We start from the raw sequence: 18695 nt of genomic DNA on the forward strand, positions 1-18695 counted from the left end.
CTAAAATGGAATTATTAACTACAAATAATGTATGGATGATGATCTGTACAGCTCTCGTTTTCTTTATGCACTTAGGTTTTGCATTTTTAGAAATCGGATTAACACGTCAAAAGAATACAATTAACATATTATTTAAAAATATATTTATTATCACCGTAGGTTTACTACTCTATTGCTTAGTTGGATTCAACTTAATGTATCCAGGAGACTTCAACGGATTTTTAGGATTCGCAGGCTTTGGTTTAGATGCACCAATGGTTGAAGGAGCCTTAGATTTAGCTTACAATGAAGGTTACACTTACTGGACAGATTTCTTATTCCAAGGTATGTTTGCCGCAACTGCAGCAACAATTGTATCTGGAGCTGTAGCAGAACGTATGAAAATTGGACCATTTATGGTTTTCACGGTAATTTACGTCGGATTAATCTACCCAATCGCGGGTTCTTGGAAATGGGGAGGTGGATTTTTACAAACTCTAGAAACACCATTTTACGATTTTGCAGGTTCTACATTAGTACACTCTGTAGGTGGCTGGGCAGCATTAGTAGCTGTTTGCCTATTAGGTTCTAGAATCGGTAAATTTAAAGATGGAAAACTACAAGCAATTCCAGGTCACAATATTCCATTAGCAACTGCTGGTGTTATTATATTATGGTTAGGTTGGTTTGGATTTAACGGTGGTTCAGTTTTATCTGCTGATCCTGCATTAACATCATTAACTTTAGTCACAACATGTTTAGCTGCAGCAGCAGGTGGTGTTGTCGCTGCCCTAGTATCTACATTACGCTATAAAAATTTAGATTTAACGATGTTCCTTAATGGTATATTAGGTGGTCTTGTTGGTATTACTGCTGGCGCAGACCAAATGAGTCCGACTGATGCTATTATTATTGGAGCTGTTGCAGGTGCAATCATCGTATTTGCCGTATCTCTAATTGACAAACTTAAATTAGATGATCCTGTTGGAGCTATTGCCGTTCACTTAGTATGTGGTATTTGGGGAACATTAGCTGTAGGTATATTTGGCGCATTAGCCAGTGGAGCACAGTTTGTAAGTCAACTTATCGGTGTAGCTTCTTATGCTGCCATCTGTATAGTATCTTCTTTCATAATCATTTTTATAATGAAGAAAACCGTTGGTATTAGAGTTTCTGAACGCGAAGAATTAGAAGGTTTAGATGCACATGAGCATGGCATGGATGCTTATCCAGACTTTAGATTAAACGAACACTAAGTGTTTTAAAATTGATTACTTAGTTTAATTAGTTGTTAGGAAAAAACCCTCTGAGTAAATTGCTTAGAGGGTTTTTATTATAACAAAGAAAAAGCCTGTTAAGTTTAAAACTTAACAGGCTTCCACATTTATAGCATTAAAATAATTTAAGCTGAGTTACGACTCGCATTAATATTACCAAATAATGAACGTGTCACCATACTTGCAAAAATCTTCATTTGCTCGTCATCTGCTTTTACTCCAGATTTTTCAAGCTCCTGAATTTTCTTCAATGCATACTGCTGAATTGTCAGTAACGGTAGCACAATAGATTCTCTAACAGCAATAGATGCTTTGCCAGCAGGCTCTTCTTGCATTAATTCTTTATAACCTGTTAACTTTAAAATGAGTCTTTTAGACGTTTCATATTCGTCATATATAATTGTCCAGAATTCGCCATATTCAGGATCTTCTGCCATATATCTAGTTAAATCAAAGAATGATTTAGACAAAGACATCATACTGTTTCCAATAAGTGTCTTGAAAAAATCTGATGTTTTAAATAAATGCTGTACTTTTTCAAATTCACCAATATCCTCATAATGCTTTAAAGCTGTACCAACTCCAAAAAAGCCAGGTACATTTTGCTTCAATTGACTCCAAGAACCTACAAAGGGTATCGCTCTCAAATCTTCAAAAACTAAACCTTTTGCTTTTCCACGTTTAGATGGTCGACTTCCAATGTTTGTTTTCGCATAATACTTCAGCGTACTCATGTGCTCCAAATAAGAAATAAATTTTGGATGTGCTTTAAAATCTGAATAGGCTTTGTAGCTGCGCTCAGATAAATCTGTCATCACTTCCCTATTTTCAGACGACATACTCAAATCCTTATCATTAATACTATTTCCAATGCCAGAACTAATTAACTGTTCCAAATTATATTGAGAGGATTCTAAAGTTCCGAAATTAGAACTAATAGTTTGACCTTGTATAGTTAATTGCACCTCTTTATCTTCAATTGTTGGTCCGAGTGACGCATAAAAATTATGTGTCTTACCACCACCACGTGCTGGAGGTCCACCACGACCATCAAAGAAAATCACCTTGATTCCGTATTTTCTAGACACTGCTGTCAAATTCTCTTTAGCTTTATAAATCGCCCAATTTGCCATTAGATATCCACCATCTTTAGTACCATCGCTAAAGCCAAGCATAATGGTTTGTTTATTTCCTCTTGCTTTTAAATGTGCTGCATATTCCGTATTGGTGTATAATTCTTCCATCACAGCAGGAGCATTCTCTAAATCCGTTATGGTTTCAAATAAGGGTCCAATATCAACAGTCAATTCATCTTGAAAAGCTACTAACTTTAGCATTGCAAATAATTGCATTACATTAAGTGTGGTCTGGTTATTACTAATTATGTAACGGTTTGCAGCCTTTTCTCCATTAGCTCCTTGAATAGTCTTAATGACTTTCATGGTTTTTAAAGCTTTCACTGTTTCTTCGTCTTTTATAATTGACAAATCAATTTCACCTTTTATTTTAGATAGAATATTTACTTGCTGTTTTTCACTTAAATTTTGATAGTTCTTTGGAAAAATATCACTTCCGTTTTCTATTAAAGCATCAACCATATTATTAAAAAACTGGGCATGCTTTCGACTATCCTGTCTTATATCTAAGTTCGCAAAATGAAATCCGAATAAGTGAATTTTATTCAATAAGCTATTCACTTCAGAGACATATAGTGATTGATGCTCTTTAACAATAACACTTTTAATCACCTCTAATTCTGCAGCAAAACTCTCTGCTGTTAAGTTTGAGTTCTTATTTGTAATGATTTTCCAAAGTTCGGTTTCTAAGACTACTATTCTCTCCTCAACACCTTCAAAAGTCAATTTTCGTCTTAAACGTCGCGCATCTCTATAATAATTCTTAATGACAGTTGCACGTAAGCGATTAGCAACATTTAATGTAATTTCTGGAGTTACAAACGGATTACCATCTCTATCTCCTCCTGGCCAAAAACCAATATTTATAATATCGTTATCTATTTGTTTACCATCAAAAATATTTTGCTGAATATAATCGTAAATAGTTCCAAAAGACTTATAAAACACGTTTTCTAAATACCAGATTAAACTCACTGCTTCATCATAAGGTGATGGTTTTTTGTCTTTAAAAAATGGTGTTTTTCCTAATTGCGCCAATAAATCATTGATCTTGAGTAAATCATTCTCTCGAATAGCTTCCGTTAAATCTGTTATTATTCCTAAAACAGAGCCTGGATAAAATTGTGTCGGATGTGCTGTTAGAACAATTCTTACCTTAAATTCTTCAAGATACTTTTGAAGGGTTTCTAGTTTGTTATCTGCAGTAACACTTTCTTTTAAACTTCTTAGTGTACCAATACCGTCCATATTATTTACAACAGGAAAAGCGGCATCTTCAATAGCATCAAATAAAACAACCTGGCGCTCTATATATTGAATAAATCGAAACAGCAAATTAATTTGACTCTGAGGCGATCGTCTTGCTTGATATTTCTTGAAAAATGTTTCTACAATCGTCGTAGGATCCTCTTTATTGGCAAACCCTTTTTCGCATGTTGCATGAAATAAAGGTAGTAATGTACCGGTCCTAGTTATGGTATCAAACGGTAAGGTGACAAAAATACTATTGTAGATTTGATACTTTGATAACACGTTCTGATTAAATCTTGTAAGCTTTGGTTGTGTAGGCATTTAATTTATATGATTGTAGATTGTCCTAAATGGATGTTCGTAAAGTTCATGTTAGTGTCATTTGGATTATTAATAAAGTCTTCAATAAACTCACCAACTTTACCTGTTGTTACGTTATCGTATTTTGAATTTATATCTGGAGTAGATATACTTAATTTCAGTGATTTATCAACAGCTTGCTTCACCATCTCTGCTTCTGTAAATAAACCGAAATGTTCTAACAACATAGTTGCAGATAAGATTGATGCAATTGGGTTGGCAATTCCTTTTCCCGTGGCTTGTGGAAATGACCCATGAATGGGTTCGAACATAGCATACTTATCACCAACTGAAGCAGAGGCTAATAAACCAATAGAACCTCCAATAACACTAGCTTCATCACTAATGATATCACCGAACATATTCTCAGTTAAGATTACATCGAACTGTTTAGGGTTTAGAATCATTTGCATTGCTGCATTATCTACAAATAAGAAGTCTAAAGTGACGTCTTTATATTGCTCTGCAATTTCAGTAACCACTTTTCTCCAAAGTCTTGAACTTTCTAGCACATTAGCTTTGTCTACTAAAGTAACTTTATTATTTCTGGATTGTGCAGCTTTAAAAGCTAAATGCGAAATACGTTCAATTTCTTCACGTGAATATTCACATAAATCTGACGCTTTATTACCATCTTCACTCAATTGCTTTTCTCCAAAATAAATACCGCCTGTTAACTCACGATAAATACTAATATCCGTACCTTGGATGACGTGTTTTTTTAAAGGGGATTTATTTAATAAAGTCTCATAAGCTTTCACTGGTCTAATATTTGCAAACAGTCCAAGTTCTTTTCTTAGTTTTAGAAGCCCTTGTTCTGGACGTACTTTTGCTGAAGGATCATTGTCATATTTTGGATGACCGATTGAACCAAACAAAATAGCATCTGAAGATTTACATAAATCTAAAGTTTCTTCTGGTAAAGGATCGTTATGTTTATCTATTGCAATAGCACCAACATCTGCGCTTTTAAATTTAAAATTATGATTGAATTCTGAAGCTATAGCTTTCAAAACTTTTACAGCCTGATTAGTAACTTCAGGACCAATGCCATCACCTGGCAATACTGCTATGGTTAATTTCATTTGTAGTTTTAGTATATTTTCTGAGCTTCAAAAGCTTCGATTTGTTCTTTATTATTTACAAGATAATCAATATCATCGTATCCATTAATCATACAAGTTTTTTTGTATGCATCTATTTCAAAATCTTCTGATAAATCTGAATTCTCAACAGAAATGGTTTGGTTTTCGAGATTTACTTCTAATTCCGTATATGGATTTGACTCTAATTGTTGAAATAAGTCACTCAAGAATTGCTTTGATACCTGAACTGGTAATAAGCCGTTGTTTAAAGCATTTCCTTTAAAAATATCTGCAAAGAAACTAGAAACTACTACCTTAAAACCATAATCTGTAATTGCCCAAGCCGCATGCTCTCTACTCGATCCACAACCAAAATTATCACCGGCAACCAAAATGCTTCCCGAATATTTTGAATTATTGAGTACAAAGTCTGAATTTGCCGTGCCATCTTTATGATATCTCCAATCTCTAAACACATTATCCCCAAATCCTTTTCTATCCGTAGCTTTTAGAAAACGCGCAGGTATAATTTGATCTGTATCTACATTCTCAATATGTAATGGAATCGCTCTAGATTGTAATGTTGTAAATTTTTCCATTAGTTTAAATGTTTTGAAATATCAATAATTTTACCTTCAACCGCTGTAGCTGCAGCCACTAAAGGACTAGCTAAGATAGTTCTTGAACCTTGACCTTGTCTACCTTCAAAATTTCTATTTGAGGTTGATACACAATATTCGCCTTGTGGAATTTTATCATCATTCATTGCTAAACATGCTGAGCATCCTGGTTGACGTAACTCAAACCCGGCTTCATCAAAAACAGTTTTTAAACCTTCTTCAATAATCTGTGCTTCAACCTGCTTACTTCCTGGCACCAACCAAGCCGTAACATTTTTTGCTTTCTTCTTACCTTTTATATATTCAGCTGCAACTCTAAAATCTTCAATTCTAGAATTAGTACAACTTCCGATGAACACAAAATTGATTGGTTTATTGATTAAACTCTCCCCAGCTTCAAAGTTCATATAGGCTAATGATTTTTTAAATGATGGATTTTCATCAACTGGAATATTTTCAGAAATCTTAATTCCCATTCCAGGATTAGTTCCATAAGTAATCATTGGTTCTATATCTTCTGCATCGAAGCTGTATTCTTTATCAAATTGAGCTCCTTCGTCTGTAGGTAATGTTTTCCAATACGCTACTTTCTTTTCAAATTCTCCCCCTTGTGGTGCAAATTTTCGTCCTTTCACATACTCAAAGGTTGTTTCATCTGGCGCAATCATTCCTCCTCTGGCTCCCATTTCAATGCTCATATTACAAACCGTCATACGGCCTTCCATGCTCATCTCTTCAAAGACATTCCCTGCATATTCACAGAAATAACCTGTACCAGAATTTGTACCTAATTTTGAAATAATATAAAGGATGACATCTTTTGGTAAGACGCCATTCTTTAGTTTGCCATTAACCGATACTCTTAAACTTTTCGGTTTTTTCAACAACAAGCATTGACTCGCAAATACTTGCGCGACTTGACTTGTTCCTATACCAAATGCAATGGCTCCGAAGGCACCATGCGTTGAAGTATGACTATCACCGCAGACCATGGTCAAGCCTGGTTGTGTCACTCCCAACTCTGGAGCCATTACATGCACAATTCCATTATACTTATGTCCTAACTCATATAATGTAATATTGTTTTTCTTACAGTTTTTTGAAAGCTGCTCTAATTGTTGTCTAGAGAGTTTATCTCTAACTGGTTGATCTTGATTTAATGTTGGAGTGTTATGATCTGCCGTGGCAACAATTTGATTAGGCCTAAAAACAGGAATTCCGCGATCTTCCAATTCATTGAAAGCTTGCGGACTTGTCACTTCGTGTATTAAATGTTTATCAATATATAGTATCTGTGGACCGTTTTCAATACTACTAACCACATGCGAATCCCAGACTTTATCGAATAATGTTTTCTTTGACATCTAAGCTGAAATTATTTGTTCATAAACCTTACTTGTTTCAATGATCTGATGGATATCATTATCATTAATTTCTTTCTTTCTGTCTGCAAAATTTAAAAAATTAGCATATACATCATCCAACTGAAGTTTAGTTAATTCGTAACCTACTTTTTTTGCTCTATAAGCTAAAGCAGCTCTACCGCTCCTTGCTGTAAGCACAATAGCAGAATCAGTTACACCTACATCTTTAGGGTCAATTATTTCGTAAGTTTCACGGTTTTTAATCACACCATCCTGATGGATTCCAGAACTATGTGCAAACGCGTTAGCACCAACAATTGCCTTATTTGGCTGAGTATATATTCCCATACTATCACTAACCAATTGGCTCATTCCGTATAACATCGATGTATTAATATTAGTATCTAATTTTAGATATGGATGTTGCTTTAAAACCATCACGACTTCTTCTAAAGCCGTATTGCCTGCACGCTCACCAATACCATTGATAGTACACTCAATTTGTCGCGCTCCATTAATTACTCCTTCGATAGAATTTGCTGTTGCTAAGCCTAAGTCATTGTGACAATGACAAGATAAAATGGCTTTTTCAATCCCTTTTACATTCTCTTTAAGGTACTTAATTTTTGCTCCATACTCACTAGGCAAACAATAACCTGTTGTATCTGGAATATTCAATACTGTTGCACCAGCTTTTATAGCAACTTCACAAACTTTAGCTAGATATTCATTATCTGTTCTACCGGCATCTTCAGCATAAAACTCAACATCCTCCACAAAAGATTTAGCATATTTCACTGCTGCAAATGCACGTTCTAAGATTTCTTCTTGAGTCGACTTAAACTTGTGAACGATATGTGACTCTGACGTGCCAATTCCTGTATGAATTCTAGGTTTTACAGCATACTTTAAAGCTTCTGCAGCAACCTTAATATCATTTTCAACTGAACGCGTTAAACCGCAAACCGTAGCATTTTTTACAATTTTTGAAATGGCTTCAACTGATTTAAAATCACCTGGGCTTGAGACGGGAAAACCTGCTTCTATAACATCTACACCAAGAGCATCTAACTGTTCTGCAATGACAACCTTTTGATCTGTGTTGAGTTTACAACCTGGAACTTGCTCTCCATCACGAAGTGTTGTATCGAAGATTTGAATATTGTTATTTGACATTTATCAAAATATAGTTTAGTATTGTCTAACGAAGTTAGGTTTTGAATTTGTCTAATGAGACAAACCATAAATTGATTTTACGATGTTCAAAATCAAATTTATATGTTATAAATCTGACAATCAACAATATAAGTCTATTTTCTATTGATAACTAAAGACCAAAAAGATAATTTATTTTCGCTCATCAAGTCATTGACAAAGTCTGAAAAACGACAATTTAAGCTTTATGTAGGGAGACTTGGTGTAAATACAGATTCGAAATTCTTAAAACTTTTTAATCTTTTAGATAAAGCTAAGTCTTATAATGAAGCTACAATTATAAAAAGTGGTATTGTAAAAAAGACACAACTTGCTAATGTAAAAGCGCATTTATACAAACAGATTTTAATTAGCTTAAAATTAAATCCATCGCATCAAAATATCCGTTCTCAAATTAGGGAGCAGCTTGATTTCGCATCTATTTTATATCACAAAGGTCTATATAAACAAAGTCTAAAAATTCTAGATAAAGCCAAAGAATTAGCAATAGTTAATGAGGAAAAAAATATGGCTTTTGAAATCGTAGAACTCGAAAAGATAATTGAGTCACAGTATATTACTCGAAGTATTAGTACACGAGCAGATGAATTGGCTATTCAAGCTAAAAATTTGAGTGCTCAAAATGTGATTGCTAGTAAGCTTTCTAATTTGTCCCTTCAACTTTACAGTACTATCCTCAAAACGGGTTATGTAAAAAATGAAAAGGAAAGTCAAAAAGTCACTAAATATTTTAATGACCGTCTACCTAAAGTCAATTTAGCTAAATTAGGATTTAGAGAAAAATTATGGCTCTATAAAGCTCATCTTTGGTATAGTTTCTTGATGCAAGATTTTTTGAATTGTTACAAATATGCTTCAAAATGGGTAGACTTATTTCATCAAAACCCAAGTATGATTAACCTCAACCCTGTATTTTACTTAAAAGGAAATAATTATCTATTAGAATCACTATTTTTTATTAGCAACAAATCAAAATTTATAAAGAAACTTGAGCATTTTAAAACTACAGTTAATAATCCAAAGTTTAACAAAGATGAAAACGTATCGACTTTAGTTTTTCTTTATACTAATTTTCATAGTATTAATCAGCATTTCATTGACGGTAGCTTTGAAAAGGGTTTAGTTTTGATTCCACAAATTGAAAAAGAACTTATTCAATTTGAAGATAGAATTGATCCACACCATAAAATGATTTTCTATTACAAGTTTGCTAGTTTACAATTTGGTGCTGGCAATAACAAAGCTTGTATTAAATACCTGGACAAAATAATCTCTAACAAATCACTATCTATGCGCGAAGATTTGTTATGTTTTTCTCGAGTATTAAATCTTGTAGCACATTATGAAGCCGGACTTGATTATCATTTAGAAACACTACTTAGAACTACCTATAAATTTTTAATAAAAATGAACGATTTGCACGAAGTGCAAAAAGAAATGATAAAATTTATTAGAGGTCTTCAAGATATTTATCCGCACGATCTTAAAAACGCGTTTAAAGATTTATTAGAACGACTTAAAGTTTATGAAGATCATCCTTTTGAGCGCAGAGCATTTCTGTACTTAGATATTATTTCTTGGCTCGAAAGTAAAATTGAAAACAAGCCTGTAGGTGAAATAATTCAAAATAAATATTTAGTAAAAAAAGCACCTTGATTTTCCGAAAATCATAAAAAAAGTATAAAAACTAAAAATAAATTTGGTTTTTAAATTTTTGTGTTGCAATATTTGTGCTCACAAAGTTCAAACACTTACTGAAATGTTATCAAGAAAGGCGGAGAGATAGACTCGATGAAGCCTTAGCAACCCTTAGATTCACTAAGAAGGTGCTAAATTCTACTTGAATACGCAAGTCATTTTTTGCAAATTCCGGATAGATAACTCAAGACTAATTACCCATCTGTAATTAGCATTTTCTTTATAACATTTTTCTATTAAGTACGCTTCTTATGAAGCTTATTTGGCTTTTGGTTTAATTTATTTTAACTCAAAAAACTTAGAAAAATGAGTACACAAAAATTTGCAACCCAAGCGTTGCATGCAGGGCACGACGTTAGTCAAACAGGAGGAACAAGAGCCGTTCCTATTTATCAATCTACTGCTTATGTTTTCGATGATTCGGATGATGCAGCAGGACGATTTAATTTATCAGTTCCAGGATTTATTTACACACGTTTAAACAATCCGACTAATGATATTTTAGAGCAACGTTTAGCAGCTTTAGAAGGAGGCATCGCTGCAGTAGCCACTGCGTCTGGAACAGCAGCCATCTCTACAACATTATTAACACTTTTAAGAGCCGGAGATCATATCGTTGCATCCAATAGCTTGTATGGCGGAACCTACAATTTATTAAGCGTTACATTACCTAGACATGGCATCACAACCACTTTTGTTGACCCATCTGATCCAGAAAACTTTCAAAAAGCAGCTCAAGAAAATACAAGAGCTATTTTTGTAGAGTCTTTAGGAAATCCAAAACTCGATATTTTAGATATTGAGGCTATTTCTGTTGCAGCAAAAGCACACAAAGTGCCTCTTATTGTAGACAATACAGTGGCAACACCATATTTACTAAATCCTATTGAGTATGGAGCAAATATCGTTATTCATTCTTTAACCAAATACATAAATGGTAACGGAACATCACTTGGAGGTGTTATTATTGACGCTGGTACTTTTGATTGGACCAATGGAAAATTTCCTGAGTTTACAGAACCGTCAGCTGGATATCATGGATTAGTGTATAGCGAAGTTATTGGAGCTGCTGCATTTATAGCAAAAATTAGAATTGAAGGCTTACGAGATTATGGTGGTGCATTGAGCCCATTTAATGCATTTCAAATTATTCAAGGTTTAGAAACCTTAGAGTTACGTATTCTTAAACACAGTGAAAATGCCCTCGAATTAGCAAAATGGTTACAAGAACAACCAGAAGTAAAATGGGTGAATTATCCAGGATTAGAAACGAGCAAATACAATAACCTTGCAAAAAAATACTTACCAAAAGGACAAAGCGGTATTGTAACCTTTGGAGCTGATGGCGGATATGATGCCGCAAAAACCATTGCAGATACTACAAAACTGTTCTCTCTATTGGCAAATATTGGAGACACAAAATCACTCATTATTCATCCTGCGAGTACAACACACCAACAATTAAGTGATGATGCTCAAGAAACTACAGGAGTAACCAAAGATCTTATTCGTTTGTCTGTTGGCATTGAAAATATCGAAGACTTAAAAGCCGATTTAAAAGAAGCTTTTGCTGTTGTAAAGCAGAAGAAAGCGCTTCAAAATTAATCTTTTACAAATAGGGTTGAATTCAAACAGATATCTCTTTTTAGAAGTATCTGTTTAATCGCTTAAAATTAAAATGGAAAAATTAAAGTATTTAAATATTTCTGATTTTCTTACAGATTCTGGCAAGACTTATTCCATAAACTTGTCTTACCAAACATTTGGAAAAGCACTGTATGATGCGCCTATTGTTTTAGTTAATCATGCACTTACAGCTAATTCTAATGTTATTGGCGAGCAAGGTTGGTGGAATGATTTAATTGGGACAAACAAATGTATAGACACTAATTTATATACCATTTTAGCATTCAATATACCAGGAAATGGCTACGATAATAAAACTGAAAACTTAATAGAAAACTATAAGGATTTTACCGCTAGAGATATAGCTAAATTGTTTGCTTTGGGATTAAAGAAATTAAAATTAGATCAACTTTTTGCAGTTATTGGAGGTTCTGTTGGTGGCGGAATTGCATGGGAATTGGCTGCACTAAAACCAAACTTAATAGAGCATTTAATCCCTGTAGCTACCGATTGGAAATCTACCGATTGGCTCATTGCTAATTGCCATATACAAGATGCTATTCTCAATCATTCAAGTGAACCTTTAGCAGATGCTAGAATGCATGCTATGACCTTATATCGCACTCCAGAGTCTTTAAAGCAAAAGTTTGAAAGAACTAAAAAAAATGATGCACTGTTTAATATTGAATCATGGTTAAATTATCATGGTGATACCTTAAACAATCGTTTCAGCCTTTCTGCTTATAAAATAATGAATCAAATTTTGCGAACAATTGATATTACCAAGGAAGGAGGTGCTTTTTTAGAGGTAGCTTCAAAAATTACATCCAATATTCATATCATTACTATCAACTCAGATTTGTTTTTTAAAGCTGAAGAAAACTGGACTACTTTCGTAGAACTTAAAAGTGTGAAAGAGAATGTAAATATCCATGAGATAAAGTCGATTCATGGACATGACGCTTTTCTGATTGAGTTTGATCAATTGGCCAAGTTCTTGAAACCTATATTTAAAGTTAAAGTGAACACATTAGAACATGCTTCTAAATCTGTAGCTTAAGTTAATGTGCTATTAACCAAAAACTCAAACTGAATGTTTGGGTTTTTATTTTTTCATCAATAAAATTAGAAAGACTAATGTTTAAATTCTAGCAAAAAACAAGTATCTTTTCATAGATATAATTAGCTAGTGATAAGTAATTCTTACATAGACCTTCATTGTCATCCGTCTTTAAAACCTTATGGAAAGAGTTTTAAATACCAACCACAAAAACAAAATCATCTCAATAGTGGTAGAAAAAATTCTATTTGGCATTACAGTCCTCCAAATTTCTTAGAAAGACAAGTAAATAGGTTACTTACACTTACAAAATTTACACAAACAGACCTTACCGCTTTAGCAAAAGCAAACTGTAACGTTGTTGTCATTTCTTTGTATCCTTTTGAAAAACATTTTTTAAAAAAGAAAATGTTGGGAGTAAAATTCATTCCTGATTTACTAGTTAATCTCGCTGCAGGAGTAAGTCAAAAACGTATTGATAATTTAAGGAATCATAATAGTTATTTTCAAGATTTAAAGGACGAATATAACTACTATATGCAATTGCATAATATGGCTCAAATTATCGATGGTGTTACATTTACATATCGATTGGTAAATAGCTATTCAGATATATTAAAGAATATCAATGATTCAACTTCAGACCGAAAAGTCATCAGTTTAGTTTCAACTATTGAAGGTGCTCATGCTTTTGAAACAGGGTTGCACAAAGATAAAGATACAGCGGATGAAGCTGCTGTTATAAACCATATCGAAATCGTTAAAAATTGGGATAACAAACCATTTTTTATCACTTTGGCGCATCATTTTTATAATGAGATTTGTGGTCATGCCAGAAGCATCGGTATTGGCTTGATTAAAAAACAACAAAATCGTGGGTTAAATGCTGAAATCACAGATTTGGGCTATAAAGTCATTGATAAACTTTTAGACAATTCTGATAATAAGCGTATTCTCATTGATGTTAAGCACATGAGTACTGCTTCTAGAAAGACATACTATCATTTACTAGACAGCAAATATGCTAGCGAAAATATCCCAATAATTGTAAGTCATGGTGCGGTAAACGGAAAACGTTCTATTGTTGAATGGAATACCTCAGATTCTAAGCTTAGCAAAGAATTTAATGATACGGATATTAACTTTTACGATTCAGAACTATTGCGAATTGCAAAATCTAAAGGTGTTTTTGGCTTACAGTTAGATGAGCGACGTATAGCAAGTAAAGGTGCAATTAGAAGTTCTAGAATTTATTGGCCAAACAAAAAAAGACGGTATAAGAATAAGTCTGAATTAATTTGGAATCAGATTCAACACATTGCAGAAATTCTAGATAAAAAAGGCTTGTTTTGTTGGGAAACTGTCGCTATAGGCTCAGATTTTGATGGTATTGTTAATCCAATAAAAGGACTTTGGACAGCTGAAAATATAGAAGACATAAAACCTTATCTTATTGAAAAAGCGCAAGACTATCTTAATAAAAACAGGACTAACTTGCAGATGCAAAATCAAATTTCAGCAGAAGAAATTATTGACCGTTTACTATTTATAAATGCGAACGAATTTTTAAAAAGAAATTTTTAAATAAAAAAGGGCCATCCGAAGATGACCCAATTTTCCCTTAAATTAAGCAAAAACTATTATTTTTCAGCAACTACAAGCAAGACGAAATTTATTGCTGGTAACCCGTTCACCTCTTTCGTAATAACCTATTTCTGATAAAATATTTAAAGCGGTAGATAGTTTATATGCATTAGTAAAGTTGAATGTTATCAACGATTCTTTAGGATATAATCTAACATTATTCACCTCATCAATTTCTTGCAATTCGTTTTTAATATAAGCTGAACAATTATTACAAAAACGCTGTTGGACTTCTATTCTAGCTATAGTGGCTTTCATTTTTTCTATCAACTCTAAAATACTCTAGACAAATTAAACCCAAAGAAAATATCTCCTTTACCCCAATCACCAGTTCCTTGTCCTAAAAATCCATTGGTATTCATAGGCTGTGCATTAGTGAAATGTAATTGAAATACGTGTCCACCTGTTTCTATATCCACACCAACAGAAAGTGGATTAACAAACGGTGAATTATCTGTTCTATTTAGATGTAATCCATAATCAAAATTAAGAGATAACCGCTTTGTTAATTTGTGTCTTCCTCCAAAACCAACAACGTATTGAGAGTTGTGTTGTTCGTCAATATCTACATAGTTATCGTGGAAAAATGTAGGCATCAATTGTAATGAAAAATTCTTATTAAACTTCTTAGAAATCAATAACTGTGTAGTATAACCTAGTCTATTTTTAAACTTTAATCCTGGTAATATAGCATCATCTAAAGATGTATTAATTAAAATATTGCTTGAGCTTACAATAGTAAAAGGAAAACCACCCTTTTTCTCTCTTACTAAACGCATTTTAAGTGACGATTCATAAATTTTTCTGAACGAACTTCTAGAAACGCCAATATTAATACCATCAGTAATACCATAAAGAAAATTTATTCTTGTAACAGCTTGGTCTAAACCAAAGAAATCTTTAAAACCTGTTTCTATTGAACCAAATCTATGAGATATTATAAGGTAAAGTTCATCTTCTGAAATCATTTTAGTAGACTCAAAATTTACGATTTTAAGGCCTTTAAAGGCTGCGCTTTTATAATCTTCCTCAACCTCAGCATCTATTTCAGAAAATAAGTCATCTTGTGAGAAAACTAATGTTGGTATTAAAAAAATTACTAAGTATATATATTTCATTATTATTTATTTATTACTGTTGCCTGATCTATTTTAACCATTTCTAGTAGTTCATCGTAACCTACACATCTCCCTTTAACGGTTATTGATTTGCCATCAACTAATTTGGGCATTTGGTTCGCATCAAACCCTACTTGTATTTGATCACTTAAAACTAATCCCGTATCTTCTACTGCAGTTATTTTTCCTTGTATTTCTATAACCTTATCTAAATATTTGGTTGTGGCCTGTGATTCATCATTTTCAAAGTCAGAATACAATTGCTTTGCTGATAAAGTTACAGTTGCTTCTTCATTTGCAATATCTCTATGTTTACTATTAAATACATAATTATAAACAACACCACCGACTATAATTGCAACAAGAATCGCAGATAGAACTAAAACTTTTTTCCTTTTCATTTTTGATTGAGCTTAAAGTCTAGAGATACATTTATTTCTTTGGCAATTTTGTTTTTTACAATACTTGGTATTTCAATATCAAAGTCAGCAGGAGTCACATTAAATGACCCCTGAATGACTATTGAGTCACCTGACTTTTTAATATTTAGGGTTGTACGAATTTCTTTTTCTTTTCCACGCAATTCTATTTTCCCATCTACGATTACTTCGGTATTTGTTTCTGTTATTTTTGAAAAATCCACATCTAATAAGTTACCCTTAAAAGTAGCTTTAGGATAGGTTTCTGATTCAATGTAGTTTTCATTAAAATGCTCTTCCATTAGAGAATTTTTAAATCTAAAACTCTTCATAAGTGCTAAAGAGGCAATCTCGTTAGTTTCAGTATTTAAAATAACAGTAACAGATTCATTAGTAGCTTTTACAGGCTCAAAAAGTTCCTCAGAAGCCTCAAAGGTGATCTTTCCTTTTTTGTCTATATATTTACCTTGAGCGTTTAATAAACTAGATGCGCTTAATAAAACAACTACGGAAAACAGTAATTGTATAATAATTTTGTTTGTAGCTTTCATATTATATGTTTTAATCTTATTGATATTAATTCTCTAGCTTCCCATCATTTATCCATTGCTGCACTTTATCTATAGTTGCTTGTGGTAATCTACCAGAGGGTGGCATTGCACCAGCTGACCCACTCTGTAAACTGATTCTACTAATAATGCCGTTAGCCCTTTGATTAACCTGACTAAAATTAACCAAAGCAAAAGGTGCACCATTTACTGGTGGACTTGCATGACAACCTATACAAGCATTCTGTATTATTGGTTGAACATCATCAGTATAATTAACTAAGACATCTGGATCTCCTGGATCATCAGAACCATCTAAAAAGTCATTTTCACTATCATAACTACAGCCAAATAAGCTCAGTGCGAATAATGATAAAAAAATTAATCTACTTACTTTCATTCTCGTTTTTTAGAAATTAGTTATTGTATAAGCTTAAAATAGAGCTTGGATACAAAGGCAAATATAAATTGAGTGGCGACTATAAGGCTGTAACTATTGCGCCAAAAGTTTGAAAGTTTCCGACAAAGCAAAGGGGTAAAACTATAACGCTATAACTATTCCGACATTAGAAGAAAAAATGGAATTATTATTGACTTTTTAAGTCAGAAGGATTTATGCTAAATTCTTTTTTAAAGCATTTAGAAAAGTAAGATGGATTTGAAAATCCTGTTTTAAAAGCAATTTCAGAAATAGTATCCTGAGTACTTAATATTAATTCTTTTGCCAGATTTAAACGAATGGATGAAATTAACTGGTTAGGCGACTTTTGAGTTATTGTTTTAAGCTTTCGTTGTAATTGTCGTTCACTAACTCCAACCTCTTTACAAAGCATTTCTACGCTAAAATATTCATTGCTTAAATTAATATCTATAGTCTGAATTACATTTTCTAAAAAAGAGTCGTTTTGAGAAATTCTATTTGGATCAATAACATTTAATCTTGCGTCATGCTTTTGTTCTTTCGTAACTGTAAATAGTAAAATAGACTCACCAGAGGATACATCAAAAATTGTTTTGTGTAATTTAAAGTTTAGACTCACACCTATCAATAAGTTCTTTACAGTTTGAGTTAATACGATTTGGTTTTGCTTAGCTTGCTTTAGAATGGATTTAGCTGTAGTCTCGGTTTCTTTACTAATACAATGATTTGCATAACACTCTCTAATATCGATACCTATATTTAGTTGTGCATTTAAATCTCTAACTGATTCTATTAAATCTATACTACAATTAACCGCTTTACTAGGTCCATTAAAGGTAACTGTAAAAGTTTCCTCATTATATTGTACAGCATTACCCTTGTGCGTTTTTACACAGTTATCAATTAATGATTTAAAGCGTTCAAAATCATTTATTGTTGAAGACACAAAACTTCCAAGAATTAGTGTATATAACTGCTTATCATAAACAGGTTTTGGTTTTACATTTAAAATAAAGGCTTTCATTTCTTCAAGAACCTCATAAGTATTTCCTGCCCAAAATAAATGATCGTTACCTTCAAATTCTACAAGTTTTGCTCCTTCTATTCGTTCAGCAATAAAACGCCCTTCTTCAATTTTTACGTCTATATCATTAGTCCTTTGCAGTATTAAGGTTGGAACTTTTATAGAAGTTAAAATATCAATAATATCGACTTGCGTATTCATTTTTGTGAGCATCAAAGCTGCATTAGGACTCGCTCCAGAACGAAAATAATTAGCCAACCAATTCATAAATGCTTTATCATTGGCTTTGGAAGGCGCTAATGACTCCAAATTCATATCACCACTACCCCAACTTTTTTCAATCATATCATAGACTTTTTGACGCTCTTCAGTCGTAGGTGCCCATGGATAATTGGGAGCATATATACGCTTTGCAAAAATTCCAAATGCAATTAGAGATAGTGTTCTATTAGGATAAGTAGCGGCAAAAAGTGCAGAAACAGATCCGCCTTCAGAATGTCCGAATAAGACCGCTTTCTCAGAATTTACTGCATCCATCACAGCCCTAATATCATCCATTCGCTCTTCTAATGTGGGAAAGTCTACAACACGATCAGATAAACCTGTACCGCGTTTATCAAATAGAATAATTCTGGCGATTTTTCCTAGTTCTTGTAAAAAATGGACTAACTCTGGGCAAGCCCACATTAGATCAATATTAGAAATCCATCCAGGAATATATACCAAATCAATAGCGCCAGAACCAAAAACTTGGTATGCAATATTTACTTCTCCGCTCTTGGTGTATTTGGTATCTGGTTTCATGAAAAGTTTAGCCTAAATGTTTTACTTAATTATTAAACAATTTAAG

At 33.0% G+C, this 18695-nt stretch carries 16 protein-coding genes and 1 riboswitch; of the genes, 5 read left to right on the forward strand and 11 right to left on the reverse strand.

All coding sequences use genetic code 11. From position 1 onward, the window contains the following. Positions 1 to 5: 5 nt before the first annotated feature. Positions 6 to 1235: an ammonium transporter gene (gene amt / locus Q0822_RS03180; RefSeq protein WP_299120052.1), complete on the forward strand. Its 1230-nt coding sequence runs from the start codon at positions 6 to 8 to the stop codon at positions 1233 to 1235. A 146-nt stretch (positions 1236 to 1381) separates the two neighbouring features. Here amt and Q0822_RS03185 read toward each other — a convergent pair whose 3' ends face one another. The 5 genes from Q0822_RS03185 to Q0822_RS03205 are packed head-to-tail and all read right to left on the reverse strand — an operon-like array spanning position 1382 to position 8248. Further along, on the reverse strand, positions 1382 to 3964 hold the full coding sequence (locus tag Q0822_RS03185; RefSeq protein ID WP_299120053.1) for a phosphoenolpyruvate carboxylase: 2583 nt from the start codon (positions 3962 to 3964) through the stop codon (positions 1382 to 1384). A 5-nt stretch (positions 3965 to 3969) separates the two neighbouring features. Next, positions 3970 to 5088 (reverse strand): 3-isopropylmalate dehydrogenase, encoded by a 1119-nt coding sequence (leuB, locus tag Q0822_RS03190; RefSeq protein WP_299120054.1) that lies wholly within the window; start codon positions 5086 to 5088, stop codon positions 3970 to 3972. Between the two features lie 8 nt (positions 5089 to 5096). After that, entirely contained in the window at positions 5097 to 5687 is a 591-nt protein-coding gene (gene leuD / locus Q0822_RS03195) for a 3-isopropylmalate dehydratase small subunit (protein WP_299120056.1), read from the reverse strand. Next, positions 5687 to 7072 (reverse strand): 3-isopropylmalate dehydratase large subunit, encoded by a 1386-nt coding sequence (leuC, locus tag Q0822_RS03200; RefSeq protein ID WP_299120059.1) that lies wholly within the window; start codon positions 7070 to 7072, stop codon positions 5687 to 5689. The genes leuD and leuC overlap by 1 nt, the downstream gene beginning before the upstream one ends. After that, positions 7073 to 8248, reverse strand: coding sequence for a 2-isopropylmalate synthase (locus Q0822_RS03205; RefSeq protein ID WP_299120062.1), 1176 nt, complete (start codon positions 8246 to 8248; stop codon positions 7073 to 7075). It lies immediately after the preceding gene. Between the two features lie 147 nt (positions 8249 to 8395). Between Q0822_RS03205 and Q0822_RS03210 the strand changes: the two genes are divergently transcribed. The 4 genes from Q0822_RS03210 (at position 8396) to Q0822_RS03225 (ending at position 14255) form a co-directional block, all read left to right on the forward strand. Next, positions 8396 to 9943, forward strand: coding sequence for a hypothetical protein (locus Q0822_RS03210; protein ID WP_299122248.1), 1548 nt, complete (start codon positions 8396 to 8398; stop codon positions 9941 to 9943). 103 nt (positions 9944 to 10046) lie between these two features. Then, positions 10047 to 10171, forward strand: a riboswitch (SAM riboswitch). Positions 10172 to 10291: 120 nt separating this feature from the next. Continuing rightward, the gene (locus Q0822_RS03215; RefSeq protein ID WP_299120065.1) at positions 10292 to 11590 is read left to right on the forward strand and encodes an O-acetylhomoserine aminocarboxypropyltransferase/cysteine synthase; all 1299 of its coding nucleotides are present in this window, start codon (positions 10292 to 10294) and stop codon (positions 11588 to 11590) included. Positions 11591 to 11663: 73 nt separating this feature from the next. Further along, positions 11664 to 12671, forward strand: coding sequence for an alpha/beta fold hydrolase (locus Q0822_RS03220; protein WP_299120068.1), 1008 nt, complete (start codon positions 11664 to 11666; stop codon positions 12669 to 12671). Between the two features lie 129 nt (positions 12672 to 12800). Next, a complete protein-coding gene (locus Q0822_RS03225; protein WP_299120071.1) occupies positions 12801 to 14255 on the forward strand; it encodes a membrane dipeptidase in 1455 nt (484 codons plus the stop codon). A 63-nt stretch (positions 14256 to 14318) separates the two neighbouring features. Here the strand turns inward: Q0822_RS03225 and Q0822_RS03230 are convergent, their stop codons facing one another. The 6 genes from Q0822_RS03230 to Q0822_RS03255 form a co-directional block, all read right to left on the reverse strand. Next, positions 14319 to 14573 (reverse strand): hypothetical protein, encoded by a 255-nt coding sequence (locus Q0822_RS03230; protein ID WP_299120074.1) that lies wholly within the window; start codon positions 14571 to 14573, stop codon positions 14319 to 14321. A 14-nt stretch (positions 14574 to 14587) separates the two neighbouring features. Next, positions 14588 to 15433, reverse strand: a complete 846-nt coding sequence (locus tag Q0822_RS03235) for a DUF5777 family beta-barrel protein (RefSeq protein ID WP_299120077.1) — start codon at positions 15431 to 15433, stop codon at positions 14588 to 14590. 2 nt (positions 15434 to 15435) lie between these two features. Further along, positions 15436 to 15834, reverse strand: coding sequence for a hypothetical protein (locus Q0822_RS03240; protein WP_299120078.1), 399 nt, complete (start codon positions 15832 to 15834; stop codon positions 15436 to 15438). Further along, positions 15831 to 16403 (reverse strand): YceI family protein, encoded by a 573-nt coding sequence (locus Q0822_RS03245; protein ID WP_299120081.1) that lies wholly within the window; start codon positions 16401 to 16403, stop codon positions 15831 to 15833. Before Q0822_RS03245 ends, Q0822_RS03240 begins: the two co-directional genes overlap by 4 nt. Positions 16404 to 16428: 25 nt before the next feature. Then, a complete protein-coding gene (locus Q0822_RS03250; RefSeq protein ID WP_299120084.1) occupies positions 16429 to 16800 on the reverse strand; it encodes a hypothetical protein in 372 nt (123 codons plus the stop codon). Between the two features lie 187 nt (positions 16801 to 16987). Continuing rightward, positions 16988 to 18649: an alpha/beta fold hydrolase gene (locus Q0822_RS03255; protein ID WP_299120086.1), complete on the reverse strand. Its 1662-nt coding sequence runs from the start codon at positions 18647 to 18649 to the stop codon at positions 16988 to 16990. Positions 18650 to 18695: the final 46 nt, after the last annotated feature.

It is taken from the genome of uncultured Winogradskyella sp., from assembly GCF_947496485.1.
Taxonomy (GTDB): Bacteria; Bacteroidota; Bacteroidia; order Flavobacteriales; family Flavobacteriaceae; genus Winogradskyella.